Source organism: Campylobacter sp. RM5063, assembly GCF_024723655.1.
Taxonomy (GTDB): Bacteria; Campylobacterota; Campylobacteria; order Campylobacterales; family Campylobacteraceae; genus Campylobacter_D; species Campylobacter_D lari_D.
Window position 1 is genome coordinate 1 of record NZ_JANQDA010000023.1, and the last position, 18,377, is coordinate 18,377.

Consider the following 18,377-nt stretch of genomic DNA (forward strand, 5'->3'; position numbering starts at 1 on the left):
AATGATACTAGCTATACTTGTAAAAATAACAATAGTAGTTTGAATATAAGCTATTTTTAAAGCAGGAGCTTCAATAACTTCTATATTTTCGCCCGCACAAGTTGTATAACCATCAACATTAACACAAATACCAAATCTATTGTTACCATTTTGTGTGGTATAGCTGAAAATATTATAATCACCAGCTTTTTCATAAGCTTTAGCAACTGTTATAATATCTGGATTTTGCTTATCGCTAACTAATGATTTGTCAGTTGAGGCAAATACAGTATAAGCTTGGTCAAATACAAAGGTTCTTCCTGGTAGTTCGCTAAATTCGTTTTGTAGATCTTTTACCAAAACATCAATAGCTAGTATACCTATAAATTTACCATCTTTGATTAATGGCATAGAGTAGGTAAAACATGGTAAACCAGTTGTTGCATCAATATAAGATGCGGTAATGTATAAGCCATTTTTCTTTCTAGCTTCTATATAAAATTCTCTTGTAGTAGCATCGTAATTATCTGCTTTTCCGTAAATTCCATAATCTAAGCCTTTGCTATCGCTATCTGGATCACTTACTATTAACTCACCGCTTGGCTGAGCTATATAAACAGCTAAATAACTATTCATATCTCTAACTGTTTTTAGTAAATTACCTGTATTATCCATAAGTTTTTCTTGAGTGTTAAGTTCGCTATATGGAAGCTTTAAGATGGCTTGAGAAAGTTTTTCCAAAGAATGCACATTGAGCTTTTTGAAATCTCTCATTGATTTTTCTGCAGTTCTTACATAATTAGTTTCAGCTTTTACTACCTCATAATTTAAGGCTTTTTTTGTAAAAATAAAACTAACAACGCCAAGTATTATAAGACATACTATAGCTATAATGTTTGCTATTAATGAAATTTTTAATTTGATACTTTTCATTAATTAAACTCCTTTGATGTTATGGTGAATTTTAAATGAGTTTATTATATCATTAAAAATTAAAAAATAAACAAATATTATTTAAACAATAAATTTTTATAAAGAGTATTTAAGAGCCCAAAACATGCTTTTGAAAGTATAGTGTAAGTCTCATCAAAATTCCCACTATACCAAGGATCAGGCACTTCGTCATATCCTAATTCTAAGGCAAAAGAAGTGATTTTATGAATTTTATGTTTTGCATTTGGAAAATTTTTAACTATATCATTATAATTAGAATTATCCATTACGATAATTAAATCATTATCCTCGCACATTTTTAAATTTAGTTTTTTGCTGCAAAATGGCTTAGAATTTATATTTTTGTTATCTAATAAAGCTTTAGTTTTATAATGCATATCCTCCCCATCGTGGTAACCTGAAGTACCTGCACTAGAAATAATAAATTCATTATTTAAATTTGCTTTTATTAAAAGATCTTTCATAATAAATTCGGCCATGGGAGAACGACAAATATTACCTAAACAAACAAAAATAATTTTAGTCATATTTTTCCTTTTATTTTTGTGTAGTTTTTTCAAAATTATAGCAGTATTTCAAAATATTTTTAAAGATTAATTAAAACTAAGATATAATTTTTCATTAATGGGGAGCTTTTGCTGAGAGGAAGTATAACTTCGACCCTTGAGAAGTTTGGTAATGCAAACTTTGAATTCTTGCAAAAACTTTCCTTTTTTATAAAAAAAGGATAAAAATGATACAAGCAAAAACAAAAACTAAAATTCCTATCTTAACTATAGCAGGAAGTGATTGTAGTGGTGGAGCTGGCATACAAGCTGATTTAAAAACTTTTAGCGCTCATAATTTATTTGGTATGAGTGTAGTTTTAAGCGTTGTGGCTGAAAATACTGCAAGGGTGATTTCTTGTTTTGATATACCCACTAAGATAATAGATGAGCAAATGCTAGCAGTTTATGAAGACATAGAGCCAGCTGCTGTAAAAATTGGAATGCTAGGTTCAAAGGAAATTATAATTTGTGTAAAAGAAAATTTATTGCGCTTTAAAGCTAAAAATGTAGTGATCGATCCTGTGATGTTTGCAAAAAATGGCTATGCTTTAATGCCTTTAGAAAATTGTCAGTTTTTTAAAGATGAAATTTTATCTTTAGCTGATGTACTTACTCCAAATATTCCCGAGGCTGAGTTTTTGTGTGATTTTAAAATACTTAATGATGAGGATATGAAAAAAGCCGCTATAAAACTTCACAAAGAAGGTGCAAAAAGTGTTTTGATTAAAGGTGGACATAGTAAATATAATACCAATGATGTTTTTTATGATGGAAAGGAATTTAGTATTTTTAAAGCAGAAAAAATTAATACAAAAAATACACACGGCACAGGTTGTACATTAAGTTCAGCTATAGCTAGTAATCTTGCCTTAGGTAAAGAAAAACATAAAGCTATAAAACTTGCTAAAGATTATGTGTATGGAGCTATATTAAATTCTTTAGCACTTGGAAAAGGTTGTGGCCCGACTAATCATTTTTTTCAATATGACAAGGAGTAAAAATGATTATTAAAGCAGTAAGAGAAAAAAATCCTTTGATTCATCATATTACTAATTATGTTACAGCTAATGATTGCGCAAATGTAACTATAGCAATGGGAGCAAGTGCTGCTATGGCTGATTTTTATGAAGAGCAAGCTGATTTTGCTAGAATAAGTTCAGCCTTAGTATTAAACACAGGTACGATTAATCAACTTATAGCAAATTCTATGTTAAAAGCAACTAAAGAATATGCTTTATTAAATAAACCTATAGTTTTTGATCCTGTTGCTTTGGGTGTGAGTAAGGCAAGAGATGAGATTAATTTTGAATTACTTAATCTAAAAGGTATTAGTATTGTTAAGGCAAATGCATCTGAAATGGCTAGTGTTATAGGTTTAGATGGTAAAGCAAGAGGGGTTGATAGTACTTTTGTAATCGATAATGAGTTTTTAGAAAAAGCTAAAGAATACTCTTATAAAACCAAGCGTGTTTTGGCTATAACTGGAAAAATTGATTATATTATAAATCAAGAGCATATTGCTAAAATTTATAATGGCTCAATCATGGCTACTAAGATAACTGGAGCAGGTTGTATGTGTGCTTCTTTGTGTGGAGTTTTTGCAGGAGCGTTAGAAGATAAATTTCAGGCTAGTTTATATGCTTTGCTTAGTTTTGGCATAGCTAGCGAAATCGCTCAAGAGCTTTCTAGTGGAAGTGGTAGTTTTAGAGTGAATTTAATCGATGCTTTAAGTAATTTAGATGATGAAGAAATCAAAAAAAGAGCCAAATATGAAATCATTTAAAATTTATCTTGTCGCAAGCAAGGGTGAAAAAAGCGAAAGCGAGTTTTTAAATATTTTAGAAGCTTCTTTGAAAGCTAAGATTGATATTTTACAACTTAGAGAGAAAAATCTTAGTACTTTAGAATTTTATAATCTTGCTTTAAAAGTTAAAGCTTTGTGTGAAAAATACAACACACCTTTTGTGATAAATGATAGAATCGATATAGCCATGGCTGTGAATGCAAATGGAGTGCATATAGGACAAAAGGATATGCCTTTAAAAAAAGCAAGGGAGCTTTTAGGCGAAGAAAAAATCATAGGGCTTACGATCAATCATAAAAATGATCTTATTAATACTCAAGGTGCTACTTATCTTGGAGTGGGGGCTGTTTTTACTACGCCTAGCAAGCAAGATTGTGTTGTGCTTGGCATAGATGGATTAAAAGAAATTGCTAGTTTAGCTTCTTTACCTATTGTGGCTATAGGTGGGATAGATGAAGTTAATTTAAATTTGCTTAAAGATTGTAATATACAAGGTATAGCTGTGGTTAGAGCGATAATGCAAGCAAATGATCCTTATATAGCAACTTTAAATTTAAGATCAAATTTTGATAAAACTTTTATAGGAAAATAATGATTTATTTTATAGGGGATAAAGAATTTGATGGTGTTAAGACTATAAGATTAAATGAAATTAAATTTCTTGATTTTGAAGTTAATTTAAAGGAATTTGATTGTTTAATCATTAGCTCCAAGAATGCATTAAAAGCATTAATGTCAAGTAAAAACAAAATTGATTTTAATATTAAACTTTATGCTGTGGGAGAAAAAAGTGCTGATTTTGCAAAAGAGCTTGGCTTTAAAAATGTCAAATATCCTAGCAAGGCTTATGGTAAAAATTTAGCTAGTGAGTTTTTATTTGAGTTTAAAAATAAAAAATGTCTTTATTTAAGAGCGAAGAAAATTAGTTCAGGTCTTGATGAGTATTTACTGAAAGAAAATATCCTTTTAAAACAATTAATCGTTTATGAAAATATAGCCATAGAGCCTAAAAAAGATGAGTTAAAAATACATCATCCAAGTGTTTTTATCTTTAGCGCTCCATCAAGCATGGAGCAATTTTTGAAATTTTTTGCATTAGAAAAAGAAGATAAAGTTGTAGTTATAGGTCAAAGTACAGCTTTAAAACTTCGTAATTTTAAAAATTTATATATATGTAAAGAACAAAATCTAAACTCTTGTTTAAAATTAGCTAAGAGTTTAGATTTTTAAAAGTTTTATATAATAAAAATGAGGCAATAAAAATCATACAAATATCACCCACTAAAGTGGCTAGCCAAACTCCATTTACTCCTAAAAATTGCGTTAGTATAAATAAGGATAAAAATGGGAAAATAAGACTTTGGGAAATAGAAATTCCTAAAGAAAGTAAGGGTTTATCAAGTGCTGTGAAAAATGAAGCGCAGAGTTTTCCAAACCAAGAAAATAAAAAAGAAAAAGAAAAAAATATTAAGGCATTTTGTGCTATATGGATAAAATCTTGGTTGTTATCTTTGTTAAAAACACTTACTATAAGGTTATTGAAAAAATAAACAAATAAAAACACTATTGTGCTTACACCCCAAGAAGCAAAAAACATTCTTTTAAAAATAGCTTGAATTCTTGCAATATTTTTGTGTCCATAATTATAACTTAATGCAGGTTGCATAGCATCACACATGGCCAAAACTAGCATGAAAACAAAAGTACTAAGATATAAAATCACAGAAAATGCTGCAACAGCTGTACTTCCAGAAAGTTTAAGCAAGAAAGCATTAGCTAAGATGGTATAAAAAGAGCTAGAAATATTAGAAAAAAATTCAGATGAGCCATTATAGAGTATATTTTTTAGTATTTGCAGCTTGATTATTGGTTTTTTAAATTTTAAAGTTAAATCTTTAAAAACAAAAGGTAATATCCCTAAAATGCTTCCTAAAAACATACCTATGCAAGTTGCTAAAGCTGCTGAAAAAAGTCCCCAATCAAAAACCACTATAAAAAGCCAATCAAGAAAAATATTGCTCAAAGCAGTAATGATATTAACTATCATGCTATAAAAAGTTTTTCCACAAATCCTAAGATAATTATCCATAGCAAAAGCTAGCATAATAAAGGGAGCAAAAATGGCAAAAATTTGCATATATTCAGTAGATAAACTTTGAATATTCTCATTAGCTCCCATAAAAACACTTAATGTTTTTGCTAAGAAAAATCCTAAAATTCCCATTAAACAAGAAATTGCAAAAATAAGAACTATACAAAAAGAAAAAATAGCTCTTGCTTTTTCAATTTTTCCTTTACCTAGATTAATTGCTATTTGCACTGATGAACCTATGGCTATCATATCAGCTAGAGCAAAACTTATCATGATAAAAGGCATCATTAAATTCATAGCAGCAAGCGCATCTGAACCTAAATATCTTCCAACAAAAATTCCATCAATAATCACATAAAGATAAATAAAAGCCATGCTAGCTATGTTTGGCAAAGCACATTTTATAAAAAGTGTGGTAGGATTTAATGTAGTGTAAAAATTATGTATTGACATAGCTTTCCTTATTAAAAATTATTTTATTTAAAATTTTATAGATAAAATAAATTTAATAAAGAGATTCTATGCCTTCTATAATATCTTTAAAATATGGATCAACAATGATAATGAAAAAATCTTTGAAAAACATTTATATCACCCAAATTTTAAAAATATAATAAATATTTGGCATTATATTTAAGCTGTAATTATAAATTTCTTAATGTAAATTTTAATTTTTTTTAGACGATTTTTATAAACCCACAAAAAAGGAGCAAGGATGCAAATAAATTCGTATTCACGCGTGGCAGTAGAGTCGCAAGTTAGCAATAGGAAGGCTAATTTGAATACAAAACTTGAAGATGCCAATACCAAAAGTGCTAATAGCACAAAAGATATAGATGAGGATAAGCTTAGTAAGCTTGCTAGTATGGGAGGAAAAGGCATAACCGAGCTTTATGCTATGAATTTTATGCAGCAAGTATTTAGCATGAGTTCATCCAATGGTCTATCTCAGGCAGGGATTTTTCAAGGAGCTCAATCTAAGGATTCTTTAACAGCTATTTTATCAAATGTAGATTTTAAAGCTATAGGATATGAAGGTAAAGATATACTTAGTTTAAATGCTGATGAAGCAAAAGAGCTTATTGGGGAAGATGGATATTTTGGTGTAGCAAAAACATCTCAAAGATTGGCTGATTTTGTTATTAACGGGGCTGGTGAAGACATGGAAAAACTTCAAAAAGGTTTAGAGGGTCTAAAAGCAGGATTTGCACAAGCGGAAAAAATGTGGGGTGGCAAACTTCCTGATATCAGCTATGAGACAATTGATAAAGCTATTGAAACAGTAACTCAAAAAATTAATGAAATGGGTGGAAATTCTTTAGATATCAATGCATAAATTTATATCCCTAGTATATAAACTAGGGATTTAGTCTATTTTTAAAACACTTAAAAATGCTTCTTGAGGTAAATGCACCTTACCAATAGCTTTCATTCTTTTTTTACCTTCTTTTTGTTTTTCAAGAAGTTTTCTTTTTCTAGTAATATCCCCACCATAACATTTTGCGGTTACATTTTTACCCATGGATTTTACATTTTCTCTTGCGATAATTTTATTTCCTATGCTTGCTTGGATAGCAACTTCAAAAAGCTGTCTTGGGACGATTTCTTTCATCGCTTTTACAAGCTCTCTGCCCTTGCTTAGTGCTTTTTCATTTGGCACTATGATGCTTAGTGCATCGACATTTTCACCAGCTACTTTAATATCAAGTTTTACAAGATCTCCCACTCTAAATTCAATAGGCTCATAATCAAAACTAGCATAGCCTTTGGTAAGTGATTTAAGTTTATCGTAAAAGTCCATAACGATTTCGTTTAAAGGTATATCATACTCAAGTAAAACGCGCTCAGGAGTGATGTAATCCATCTTAACTTGCATACCGCGTTTGCGATTTAAAAGAGTGATTAAATTCCCTAGGTATTCGCTTGGAGTTATGATAGTTGCTTTTACATAAGGTTCTTTTATATGATCGATTTTATTTACCGGAGGCAGTTCGCTTGGATTTTGAATTTTTAAAACTTCTCCATCGGTTTGATAAATTTCATAAGTAACAGTTGGAGCAGTAGCAATTAAATCAAGGTTAAACTCACGCTCAAGTCTTTCTTTAATAACCTCCATATGCAAAAGACCTAAAAAACCAACTCTAAAGCCAAATCCTAAAGCTAATGAAGTTTCAGGTTCATAGGTAATAGAACTATCATTAAGTTTTAATTTATCTAAAGCATCTCTTAAATCTTCAAATTTATCCGTTTCTATAGGATATAATCCTGCAAAAACAAAAGCTTTGGCTTTTTCAAAACCACCAATGGCTTCTTTTGCTTTATTTTTAGTTAGTGTTATGGTGTCACCTACTTGAACATCGGCGACATTTTTAAGTCCAAGCACGATAACACCCACTTCACCTGATTCTAATTTTTTAGTTTTTATAGGGCTTAATGGATGAGGATAGAAAAGATCTTGCACGAGATGTTTTTTATCTGTACTCATAACTAAAACTTCATCATTTTTAGCAATATTTCCCTCATAAATTCTAACTAAAGCCAAAGCTCCAAGATAATTATCAAACCAAGAATCATAAATTAAAGCTTTAGTAGGTGCTTCATCATCAGTTTTTGGTGCAGGAATTTTTGTGATGATAGTTTCTATGAGTTCTTTTATACCTACACCTGTTTTTGCGCTAACACAAATTGCATTAGAGCAATCAATTCCTATAATATGCTCTATTTCGTGTTTAACCTTTTCAATATCAGCCGAAGGAAGATCAATTTTATTAATCACTGGTATGATTTCAAGATCGTTTTCTAAGGCTATATAAACATTGGCTATAGTTTGAGCCTCTACTCCTTGAGAAGCATCAACAACAAGTAAAGCCCCTTCGCAACTTGCCAAAGAACGACTTACTTCATAGGAAAAATCAACATGGCCCGGAGTGTCTATTAAATTTAATACATATTCTTCATTGTTGAATTTATAATTTAAACGCACAGATTGAGCTTTTATAGTTATCCCACGCTCTTTTTCTATATCCATAGTATCCATTACTTGGGCGCTCATTTGTCTATCGCTAATAGCTCCGCATTCGCTGATAATTCTATCAGCTAATGTGCTTTTACCATGATCAATATGAGCTATAATAGAGAAATTTCTAATATTTTTCATCAAAAAACCTTAAGATTGTCTCATTTTTCTTTTTGCTAGGCCTATTTGCTCATAAGCATCAATTTCTTTTTTCAAAGCTTTATATCTTTTTTTTAGCTCATTGTTTAAAAATGAAATGTTTTTAGGAGTAGCATTAGCATTGGCTGAAATAGCACTAATAAAATCAAGTTTTCTTTTAGTGGCGCTGTCTTTTGGATTAGATCCTAGTTTTTGTGAATTTAAAAATTGCAAAATTAAAGCTTGAATTTCTTGAGAGTTGCTTGCATTATTTGCTTTAGATATAAAATCTTCTATATTACTTATTTTTGGAGTTTTAGCTGGATTTGATTTGCTTGGTTGTTTTTCTTTGTGCATGAAAAATAATACCAAAAGAATTCCAAGTATGATAATTATCACTAAAGCTATAACTAAAAAAATAAAAAGAGAATTATTCATTTAAAACTTTCCTATAATTTTGTTGCATAAGATCTTTTAAAATAACTTGCTAAGCTTAATGCTACCATAAATAAAAATCCCCAATACACATAATCAGGAATTTTCACAGAATCTCCTGCTGCATAAGAATGCATACCAGTTAAAAAGTAATTTACACCAAAATAAGTCATGATAATTACCCAATATGCAAACATGGAGCAAACTGCAAAAATGTATTGATTTGCCCATTTTGGTACCATTCTAATGTGCAAAATAGCTGCATAAACTAAAATACTAATTAAAGCCCAAGTTTCTTTAGAGTCCCAACTCCAATATCTTCCCCAACTTTCATTTGCCCATATAGCACCTAAGAAATTTCCAACTGTAAGTAAGCAAAGTCCTAAAATCATAGCCATTTCGTTGATTCTTGTTGCTTCTGTAATATTTCTTAAAATGTTTTCATTATGTTTGCTATTGATTTTTAGCATACATAATAAAATAAGTACAAATATACCTAATAATGCACATAATCCTAAAAATCCATAGCTAGCAGTAATAACCGAAACATGTATTGTTAGCCAATAAGATTGCAACACAGGAACTAAATTGGTAATTTGCGGATCCATTTGGCTAAGATGAGCTACACCTAAAGTAACTCCTGCTAAAATAGAGGTTAAAGAAAGTGCAATAGGACTTTTTCTCGAAAAGAAAATTCCAGATAATGATAAAGCCCAAGCTATATAAACCATGCTCTCATATGCATTACTCCATGGAGCACGACCTGCTATATACCAACGCAAAGCCAAACCTAGAGTATGGATGAAAAATGCCACAATATTAAACACATAAACACATTTAAATATAAAATCAATGCGAATTTTTGGCAGAAGCATTTTAACAAAAACTATAATCAAAAGTAAAAATCCAGCGCATAAATAAAGCGGAGCAAGATTTACAAAAATTTGACTTTTGTTGAAAAAGATTTCTGTATTAATTTTTTTAGCACTTGGCATAACTTCATGGCCGTATTTTTCTTGGTAATTTTTGATAATATTTAAATTTTTAGTTGCTTCATCCCAGTTGTTATGTGCAATAGAATTACTAACTGCATTGAAATAATTTTCTAAAATGCTTCTTACTTCTTTACCTTCTTCGCCTTTTAAACCTATATATGCTTCGCGTGGTGCCACCCATTGATTATTGGTGCTATTTTGCAGTGGAATAAATTTAAAAATATCTCCTGAAAAAATTAAATTTACAATATTTACTCTTTCATCAAGCTTGATTATTTCTTTATCAAAAACACTTCTACGATTTGGATTTTTTCTATTAGCATTTTCTACATATTTTTGTAGTTTATAAGCATCTGTAGTGAAAAAATCTTTAAAACTAGTATAAGCTCTAGGTTCAATACCTAAAATTTTAGAAATTTCTTCATTAACCAAGCGACTTGTTGGCATAAATATAATATCTTTATCATACCATGCACTGCCATCAAAAATCATTGATATGATAGTTGCTTCGGCACTTTGGCCTTGAAAGGTTGTGTTTTTGTATATTTTTTCTAAAACTTCCATAGCTAAAGTATTAAAAGGAACCATTCTACCATCAGGTTTTTGCACTACCAAAGAAGCAAGTTCTTTAGCATGTGTTTCATCTACCTTGATGGGTTCATTTGCATAAGTATTTTGGCTTGCAAAAAAAACTAATATAAATGTCAATATCGCACTTGTTTTTTTCAAGGTGTCTTGATTGATTAATTTAGCTAAAGTCCTAAATCTTGAATGAGGATTTAAAATATTTAAAAACATTCCTAATGTAAGTAAAAAATATCCAATATATGTAGGAATTTTACCCGGATCTTTATTAACTGAAAGTATGGTGCCAAGCTCATCTTGATCATAAGAACTTTGGTAAAATCTATAACCTTGATAATCTAAAACATTATTCATAAAAATCTTATATTCTAATTTTTGTTCGGCATTATCAATTTCCACATAACTTGCATAAGACATAGGCGACATCGAACCAGGATAGCGTTCTAGTTCAAAGTCTTTTAAGTGCATTTCAAATGGCATTTCTATTCCTTTAGGACCCCATCTTAAAAAGAAAGGTTGACCTGCTACATCAATACGGATAGGCGAGTTGTATTCTACTAGGAAAACTTCTTTAGATTCTCCTTTATAGCTTAATTTTAATTTTAAAGCATTAATAGCATTTTCTGAAAGTTGAGTTGGCATATATTTAGTGCTTTGTGCAAAGTCTTTGAAATTATTTAATAAAGAATTATTCCAGTATTTTGCCTCACCAAATAAAGAAATCAAAGCATTGCGTCCTAGCTCTATCCAACTATTTTTAAACCAAGTAAAAAAGCTTTCATCTTGAGCTTGATTAATACCTTCTAAGGTTTTTTTACCATGTAAAGAAGCAAATTTTACCACTAAATTAATATCATTAAAAGAATATAATCTTAAATCTTTAGCTTGTGCTTTTTGATTTGCTTTTAAAATGTTTTCTTTACCATCACTCATTGACATGTATTTTAAATCAAAATCAGCACTAAGCTTTAGATCTTTATCAATTTTTATATAAGGACTTGGAGCAGAGTCGTTTAAAAATGCTATATTGACACCATTGATATTTTTTATATCCCCTGCTTGAAAAAGCAATTCTTTAGATTCGTTATTTTGTGAAAGCATTAAAGATAAAAGAGGAGCAGAGTTGTTATCATCGATATAAATTTCTTTTGCATCTAAAATCAAATTTTCATATGAAATTTGAGCTTTTTCATCAGGTAGTATTAAATCAAATGAAAAATCATTTACAAAAGGTAAAGTGGCAATATATTCAGATTTTGCAGCACTATATACTTTATCATCTTTTAAGGTTGCTATGTAGATATAACTTTTTGAGGTTTCAATGATATTATTTTTTTCGTTTTCCCTAATGTGTAAATTTCCTTCAAATCCCATATATCTAGTCATAGCCGAGCCTAGTAATATAAATAAAAATGAGATATGAAAGATTAAAAGCGGTATTTTTCTCTTGTTAAACATTTTATATTTAAAAAGAGCTGTTAAAAGATTGATTCCTAGTATGAGTTGTATAAAGCCAAACCAAGATGTTCCATATATCATGGCCCATGCTGTTGGAGTATTGTAAGCACTTTCTATAAAAGTAGCTAGAGCGCAAAATAGGGCAAAAATTAAAAATAAAAAAATAGAAATTTTTATATCCCCAAAAGCTAAAAGTTGTCTTCTCATGATTTAAGCTCCAAGGTATTTTTTTCTAATCTCATCATTACCGATAAGATCTTTTGCAGGTGCATGCATAGCGATTTTACCATTTTCTAGAACATAAGCATAATCGCTGATTTTTAAAGCTGAAAATGCATTTTGTTCCACTAATAAAATAGTAATACCTTCTTCTTTTAATTTGACTATAATATCAAAAACCTCTCCAACTATTTTTGGAGCAAGCCCTAGCGAAGGTTCATCTAGCATTAAAAGTTTTGGCTCACTCATAAGAGCTCTTGAAATAGCTAGCATTTGAGCTTCTCCACCGCTTAGAGTTCCCGCTAATGCATTTTTTTTATCTTTTAATCTTGGGAAAAGTCTATACATTTGATTTTTCAAATGTTCATAGTTTTCTGCATTATTAAAAGCACCAATTTTTAAATTTTCTTCTATAGTGAGATTTATAAAAACTCTTCTTCCTTCAGGTACCAATGCTATACCTTTTTGTACTAAAGTATGAGGTAAATGTCTTTGAGTGTCATAACCTAAAAAACTTACTTCACCAGTTTTTTTAACACAATTTAGCATTGCATTAAGTGTTGATGTTTTTCCTGCACCATTTGAGCCTATCAAGCTAACTATACTTCCTGTTTTTATGGTGAAATCTATACCTTTAACAGCTTCTATTAAGCCATAATAAACATGTAAATCTTTAACTACTAGCATTAAAATCTCCCAAATATGCACTAATTACTTCAGGATTTTGAACAGCATCACTTGGCTTTCCTTCAAAAATAGTCTTACCATAATCAAGCACCATAACCCTATCGCAAAGCTTATTTACAAATTTCATATCATGCTCAATAAGCAAAACGCTGATTTTTTTATTATTTCTTATATCAAAAATCAATTCGGCTAAATCATCGCTTTCTGTTGAATTCATACCTGCTGCTGGTTCATCTAACAATAAAAGTTTAGGATTTGTTGCTAAAGCTCTTGCTATTTCAACTTTTCTTTGTTGTCCATAACTTAAACTAGTGGCCCTTTCATCAGCCAAATGAGCAATATTGAGTTGTTCTAAAATTTCATAAGCTGCTTTTTTTGCATTTTTTTCTGCTTTGGAGAATCTTCCCAAATGTAAAAAAGCTTCAAAAATATTATATTTAATACTCTTATCAAAACCAATTAATACATTTTCTAAAACACTCATGCTAGAAAAAAGTCTAATATTTTGAAAAGTTCTTGCTATGCCTAGATGAACTATTTTGTGCGGCTTTAAATGGTCAATCTTTTTTCCTAGAAAAAATACTTCTCCACTGCTTGGTTTATAATTTCCTGTAATAATATTAAATAGTGTCGTTTTTCCTGCGCCATTTGGACCTATAAGTCCAAAAATTTCGCTTTCTTTTATAGTAAAAGAAGTATTTGCTATAGCACTAACTCCACCAAAATTTTTATGGATTTTTTTAAGCTCTAAAATCATTTTTTATTCCTTTTAGAAAACTTAAATAAAATATCTGTTAATTCTTTATCACCCATTATTCCTCTTCTTGCAAAAAGCATTACTAAAATCAATATAACAGAAAACACAACCATTCTAAGACCAGGCATAGCAGGAGTTTCATAACCAAAAATATTCATACTCTCATCTAAAAATCTTAAATACTCACTTCCACCTATTACTAAAATAGCTCCTATGATAGCACCAGTAGTTGAACCTAAGCCGCCTAAAACAATGATGATTAAAAGCTGAAAAGTAAATAAAAAGTCAAATTGTTCAGGTGAAACTGAAGCTAGTGCGCAAGCTAATAAGCCTCCTCCAACACCTTCTAAAAATGCTGAAGTACTAAAGGCTAAGGTTTTAATATTAAAAGTGTTAATACCCATTGCTAATGCTGCATCTTCATCATCTCTTACAGCTTTCATGGCTCTACCAAATTTTGAACTAACAATATTTAAGATGATAATAACAGAAAATATAGCAATCCCACCACTCCAGTATAAGGTAGTATGTTTAGGAATATCGTTTAAGCCCAAAGAGCCATTTGTAACAGAAGCAAAGTTAATTGCCATAAGCTTGATAATAATTCCAAAGCCTAGTGTTACAATAGCTAAATAATCTCCTCTAACTCTAAATACTGCAAAGGCTAAAACTAAAGATAAAAGCATAGCACAAACCCCAGCAGCAAGTAAAGCTACAATAAAGCTTGGCGAATGAATCATCAAAATAAAACTACTTGGATCCTCTAAAGAAAACTGATCGATTTTGCTTTCACTTGTAAGTAAAACTAAGGCCGCAACATAAGCTCCTATAGCTACAAAACCATTTGGCTCTAATGAAAATTGTCCTGTAACTCCATTGATAAGATTATAACTTACCGCTAAGATTACAAAAATAGCAATATTGCTTAAAATTCCTATTTTATAATCGTTAAAAAAATAAGGAGATATAAAAAGAAAAGCAAGCGCTATAATAAAGAAACTTAAATGTGTAATTTTTCTTGCAATCATTTTAAAACCTACTTTTTTCAAAATTAATACCCAAAATTCCAGTTGGTTTAAAAAGTAAAATTAATACCAAAAAGATAAATGCAAATGCATCTTTAAAACCAGAAAGATCAGGGAAAATAGCAACAACAACAACCTCTGTAAAACCTATAATCAAACCACCTAAAACTGCTCCGGCAACAGAGCCAATACCACCTAAAACAGCAGCGCCAAAGGCCTTAAGTCCTATAAGAGTTCCCATGCTAGGTTCAACAGAAGGATAACTAACAGCCCAAAAAATACCACCAATAGCAGCTAAAGCTGAACCTAGTGCAAATACAATAGCGATAATACGATTTGCATCAATTCCCATTAAATTTACAGTATGAATATCAAAAGCTAAAGCCCTAATAGCAATGCCATATTTGCTTTTATAAAGTATGAATAAAACCACTAATAATATAAAAAATGTCAAAATAGGCACTAAAATACTATTAACACTAATGCTGATATTATTAAAATTAATCACTGTTTCAAGATAACTTGGCACAGGAAAATACTTTGGTGTTGAGCCAAATAAAACATTAAATACATTTTGTATTAAAAAACTTATACCTATAGCTGTGATAAGTAAAGAAATTCTAGGTGCTTTTCTTAGAGGTTTATAAGCTACCCTATCAATAGCTATACCTAAGGCCGCTGCAAATAACATAGCTAAAGAAAGAGCACCTAAGAAAGGTACATTCATACTTGTAACACAAAATAAAGCTGAATATGCACCCACCATCATAATATCACCATGTGCGAAATTAATCAGTCTTAAAACACCATAAACCATTGTATAGCCTATGGCGATAAGTGCATACATACTGCCTAAACTAAATCCATTTATAATTTGCTGTAAAATTAAAGAACTATCCATTGAACCTCTTAAAATTTTTATTTATGGTAGAATCGAGTCTTTATAAACTTGTTTTTGATTCTCTATTGATTTTATAACAATTGAGCGCGTGGCATTACCTGTTTTGTCTATACTAATCACCCCGCTAACACCTTCAAATTTAGAAGTAGCATGAATGTTGTTGTTGATACATTCACTATTGAAATCATTAACGCATTTTTGCATAGCTTCAAAGATTACAAAATATGCATCTGCACCCATAGCTGTAAAATTTGGAACTTCTTTGCTTTGTTTTTCTTTTTCATAGGCTAATATAAAGTCTTTTGAAAGCTGTGTTGGAGGGTTATTATAATCAAAACTATCTGTAAATAAATATCCTTCTGCTGCATCTTGAGCTAGATTGATAAAAGTTTCATCGGCAACTCCATCTGCTGAACCCATAGGAATATTAACACCCATTGCTTTTGCTTGACGTGCGAACAAGGAAGCCTCAGTGTAATATACTGGAAGATAAATAAAATCAGGTTTTAAATTTTTAACTTGAGAAAGTATAGCTTTAAAGTCTTTATCACCTGCTGTAATTCTAAATTTATCTAAAATTTTTCCACCTTGTTTGCTAAATTCTTTTTCAAAGGCCCTAGTTAAACCTAAAGAATAATCCGCGCTTTGATCGCTAATAATCACAGCTTTAGTGTAATTTAACTTATTTTTTACATAAGTAGCTAAAGACGAGCCTTGAAAGCTATCCATAAAACAAACTCTACTGGCATATAATTTTTTATTTAAAATTTTATCAGCAGTAGCTGCAGGAGCAACCACTGGTATCTTTTTTTCCTCGCCAATTCTTATCACTTGTAAAGTATTAGCTGTTAGCATTTCTCCAATAAGTGCATAAGCTTTATTTTGCGAAATTAATCTTGTGCTAGCATTTGCGCTTTCTATTTTATCACCTTTTGTATCTACTACAACAAGATTTATCTTATCACCATTACTTAAAGTATTTTTCATAGAATTTGCAATTTTCACTCCATCTAAAGCACTTTGACCATAAGCTGCAGTAGATCCTGTTAGAGGTAAAACTACGCCAATGTTAATTTCTTTTGCCTGTATGATATTACAAGCTATGATAGACAATATAGCTATACTAATTTTTTTCATAGTTTAACCTTTCAAGGATTAATAATAGTTTTATAAACTTGTTTTTGTTCTTGTATTTCTTTTATAACTACAGAACGACTTGCATTGCCACTAGCATCTATGCTTATAACTCCACCTACGCCTTCAAAATTATTAGTAGAATGAATTTTTTCATTAATGCATTGTGCGTTAAGATTATTGGCACATTCATTCATTGCATTTACCATTACATAATAAGCATCAGCTCCCATAGCAGAAAATGCTGGAAGCTCTTTGGTGCCATGATCTTTTTCATAAGCATTGATGAAATTTTTAGACAAAGTTGTTGGTGGATTGTTATAATCAAAACTATCGGTAAAGATTACTCCATTTACAGCATCACCCCCAAGTTCAATAAATGTTTTATTATTTACCCCATCACCTGCACTTAAAAGTTTATTAAAACCAACTGCTTTTGCTTGTCTTGCTATTAAAGCTGCTTCTGGATGGTAAATTGGCATATAAACAAAGTCAGGATTGATACTTTTAAGTTGTGAAACAATAGCTTTAAAGTCTTTATCGCCCGATGAGATAGTTAATTTTTTAAGTATTTTTCCGCCATTTTGTTTAAATTCTTTTTCAAAGGCTCTTGCTAAGCCTAGTGAATACACATTGCTTTGATCAACTATTACAACTACAGTTTTTAAATTTAAATCTTTATATGCATAGTTTGCAAATTTATCTCCTTGGAAGCTATCCATAAAACAAACTCTACTAGCGTAGCTTTTTTTATCCAAAAGTTTATCGCCTGAAGCAACAGGAGCTATTACTGGGATTTTCCTTTCTTCAGCTATAGATAAAACTTGCATAGTATTTGGTGTAACAGCTTCACCTATAAGTCCTAAAACTTTATCTTGAGAGATAAGTCTAGTGGTGGCATTTGCTGCTTCTATTTTATCACCTTTTGTATCTATGGCTATGATTTTAACATTATCTCCATTTTTTAAATTTGGATTTAAGGTATTAGCTAGTTTGATACCTTCATATACATCATTACCATAAGCCGCTAAAGCGCCAGTAAGTGGTAAAATAACTCCTATTTTTACTTCCGCAGCATAAATTGAACTAGCACAAAGCAAGCTAGCTAGCAGTAGATTTTTTCTCATGAAAACTCCTTTTTTTATTTTAAAAATGTATTATGTTTTGTTTTTGGTGTAGGTTCTTCTTCTAAAAGATCTTTTTGATTAAGCTCGATAGAAAAATTTTGCCCCTTTAAGTAAGCTATAATGTGATCCATATCACTTTCACTTAATTTTTTGGCGTATATGCTCATTTGAATGCTATCGCTTGATTGATCTTCAAAATATCCATTAGCATAGTCTTTTAAGGCACCTTTGATTTCTTCTGGACTTAAATCTTTAATAGCTTTTTTGCCATAAGAATTTTTTTCTCCATTTTCTCCGTGACAGGTGTTACATTTGTTTTTAAAATATATTTCTTTAGCTTTTTTTAAATCATAGCTAATATTATCATTAAAAGTATAAGTAAATAAAGACTTTATATTAAAAGCCATTAAAGAATTTATAAATAAAATACTAATTATAAATGAGCGTAACATAATATGCCTTTTTTAAATATAAATAAAGCTCGATTATATCTAAAAAAAATAAACAATTTTATCTCAATCTC

At 30.2% G+C, this 18,377-nt stretch carries 18 protein-coding genes; 5 read left to right on the plus strand and 13 right to left on the minus strand.

What is annotated here, in order from left to right:
- A partial coding sequence (locus CAMP5063_RS07390) for a PDC sensor domain-containing protein (RefSeq protein WP_220566310.1) occupies positions 1–912 on the minus strand: 912 nt, incomplete at its 3' end.
- A 77-nt stretch (positions 913–989) separates the two neighbouring features.
- A complete protein-coding gene (locus CAMP5063_RS07395) occupies positions 990–1,460 on the minus strand; it encodes a low molecular weight protein-tyrosine-phosphatase (RefSeq protein WP_337195090.1) in 471 nt (156 codons plus the stop codon).
- Between the two features lie 209 nt (positions 1,461–1,669).
- On the opposite strand from CAMP5063_RS07395, the gene thiD reads away from it, so the two are divergent.
- The 4 genes from thiD to CAMP5063_RS07415 are packed head-to-tail and all read left to right on the plus strand — an operon-like array spanning position 1,670 to position 4,515.
- On the plus strand, positions 1,670–2,479 hold the full coding sequence (gene thiD / locus CAMP5063_RS07400) for a bifunctional hydroxymethylpyrimidine kinase/phosphomethylpyrimidine kinase (RefSeq protein ID WP_263728968.1): 810 nt from the start codon (positions 1,670–1,672) through the stop codon (positions 2,477–2,479).
- Between the two features lie 2 nt (positions 2,480–2,481).
- Entirely contained in the window at positions 2,482–3,264 is a 783-nt protein-coding gene (gene thiM / locus CAMP5063_RS07405; protein WP_337195091.1) for a hydroxyethylthiazole kinase, read from the plus strand.
- Positions 3,251–3,877 (plus strand): thiamine phosphate synthase, encoded by a 627-nt coding sequence (gene thiE, locus CAMP5063_RS07410; protein WP_220566311.1) that lies wholly within the window; start codon positions 3,251–3,253, stop codon positions 3,875–3,877. The genes thiM and thiE overlap by 14 nt, the downstream gene beginning before the upstream one ends.
- A complete protein-coding gene (locus tag CAMP5063_RS07415) occupies positions 3,874–4,515 on the plus strand; it encodes a uroporphyrinogen-III synthase (protein WP_318529913.1) in 642 nt (213 codons plus the stop codon). The genes thiE and CAMP5063_RS07415 overlap by 4 nt, the downstream gene beginning before the upstream one ends.
- Here CAMP5063_RS07415 and CAMP5063_RS07420 read toward each other — a convergent pair.
- On the minus strand, positions 4,496–5,824 hold the full coding sequence (locus CAMP5063_RS07420; protein WP_337195094.1) for an MATE family efflux transporter: 1,329 nt from the start codon (positions 5,822–5,824) through the stop codon (positions 4,496–4,498). The genes CAMP5063_RS07415 and CAMP5063_RS07420 overlap by 20 nt on opposite strands.
- A 268-nt stretch (positions 5,825–6,092) precedes the next feature.
- On the opposite strand from CAMP5063_RS07420, the gene CAMP5063_RS07425 reads away from it, so the two are divergent.
- Positions 6,093–6,713, plus strand: a complete 621-nt coding sequence (locus tag CAMP5063_RS07425) for a hypothetical protein (RefSeq protein WP_133319834.1) — start codon at positions 6,093–6,095, stop codon at positions 6,711–6,713.
- 30 nt (positions 6,714–6,743) lie between these two features.
- Here CAMP5063_RS07425 and lepA read toward each other — a convergent pair whose 3' ends face one another.
- Genes lepA through CAMP5063_RS07475 form a run of 10 tightly spaced genes read right to left on the minus strand, consistent with a single transcriptional unit; the run spans position 6,744 to position 18,309 of the window.
- Positions 6,744–8,534: a translation elongation factor 4 gene (lepA, locus tag CAMP5063_RS07430; RefSeq protein WP_039628652.1), complete on the minus strand. Its 1,791-nt coding sequence runs from the start codon at positions 8,532–8,534 to the stop codon at positions 6,744–6,746.
- Positions 8,535–8,543: 9 nt separating this feature from the next.
- Positions 8,544–8,969, minus strand: a complete 426-nt coding sequence (locus CAMP5063_RS07435; RefSeq protein WP_220566314.1) for a hypothetical protein — start codon at positions 8,967–8,969, stop codon at positions 8,544–8,546.
- An 11-nt stretch (positions 8,970–8,980) separates the two neighbouring features.
- Complete coding sequence (ccsB, locus tag CAMP5063_RS07440; protein WP_337195092.1) at positions 8,981–12,211, minus strand: c-type cytochrome biogenesis protein CcsB; 3,231 nt, start codon at positions 12,209–12,211, stop codon at positions 8,981–8,983.
- Positions 12,212–12,214: 3 nt separating this feature from the next.
- Positions 12,215–12,910 (minus strand): ABC transporter ATP-binding protein, encoded by a 696-nt coding sequence (locus tag CAMP5063_RS07445; RefSeq protein ID WP_133319837.1) that lies wholly within the window; start codon positions 12,908–12,910, stop codon positions 12,215–12,217.
- Positions 12,897–13,667 carry an ABC transporter ATP-binding protein gene (locus CAMP5063_RS07450; RefSeq protein ID WP_133319838.1) on the minus strand — a complete coding sequence of 257 codons (771 nt, stop codon included), beginning with the start codon at positions 13,665–13,667 and terminating at the stop codon, positions 12,897–12,899. The genes CAMP5063_RS07445 and CAMP5063_RS07450 overlap by 14 nt, the downstream gene beginning before the upstream one ends.
- Complete coding sequence (locus CAMP5063_RS07455) at positions 13,664–14,695, minus strand: branched-chain amino acid ABC transporter permease (protein WP_133319839.1); 1,032 nt, start codon at positions 14,693–14,695, stop codon at positions 13,664–13,666. The genes CAMP5063_RS07450 and CAMP5063_RS07455 overlap by 4 nt, the downstream gene beginning before the upstream one ends.
- A gap of 1 nt (position 14,696) precedes the next feature.
- On the minus strand, positions 14,697–15,593 hold the full coding sequence (locus CAMP5063_RS07460) for a branched-chain amino acid ABC transporter permease (RefSeq protein ID WP_220566316.1): 897 nt from the start codon (positions 15,591–15,593) through the stop codon (positions 14,697–14,699).
- Between the two features lie 21 nt (positions 15,594–15,614).
- The gene (locus tag CAMP5063_RS07465; protein ID WP_337195093.1) at positions 15,615–16,730 is read right to left on the minus strand and encodes an ABC transporter substrate-binding protein; all 1,116 of its coding nucleotides are present in this window, start codon (positions 16,728–16,730) and stop codon (positions 15,615–15,617) included.
- A gap of 11 nt (positions 16,731–16,741) precedes the next feature.
- Entirely contained in the window at positions 16,742–17,854 is a 1,113-nt protein-coding gene (locus CAMP5063_RS07470) for an ABC transporter substrate-binding protein (protein ID WP_263671811.1), read from the minus strand.
- Positions 17,855–17,868: 14 nt separating this feature from the next.
- Positions 17,869–18,309, minus strand: a complete 441-nt coding sequence (locus CAMP5063_RS07475; RefSeq protein WP_412175253.1) for a c-type cytochrome — start codon at positions 18,307–18,309, stop codon at positions 17,869–17,871.
- Between the last annotated feature and the right edge of the window lie 68 nt (positions 18,310–18,377).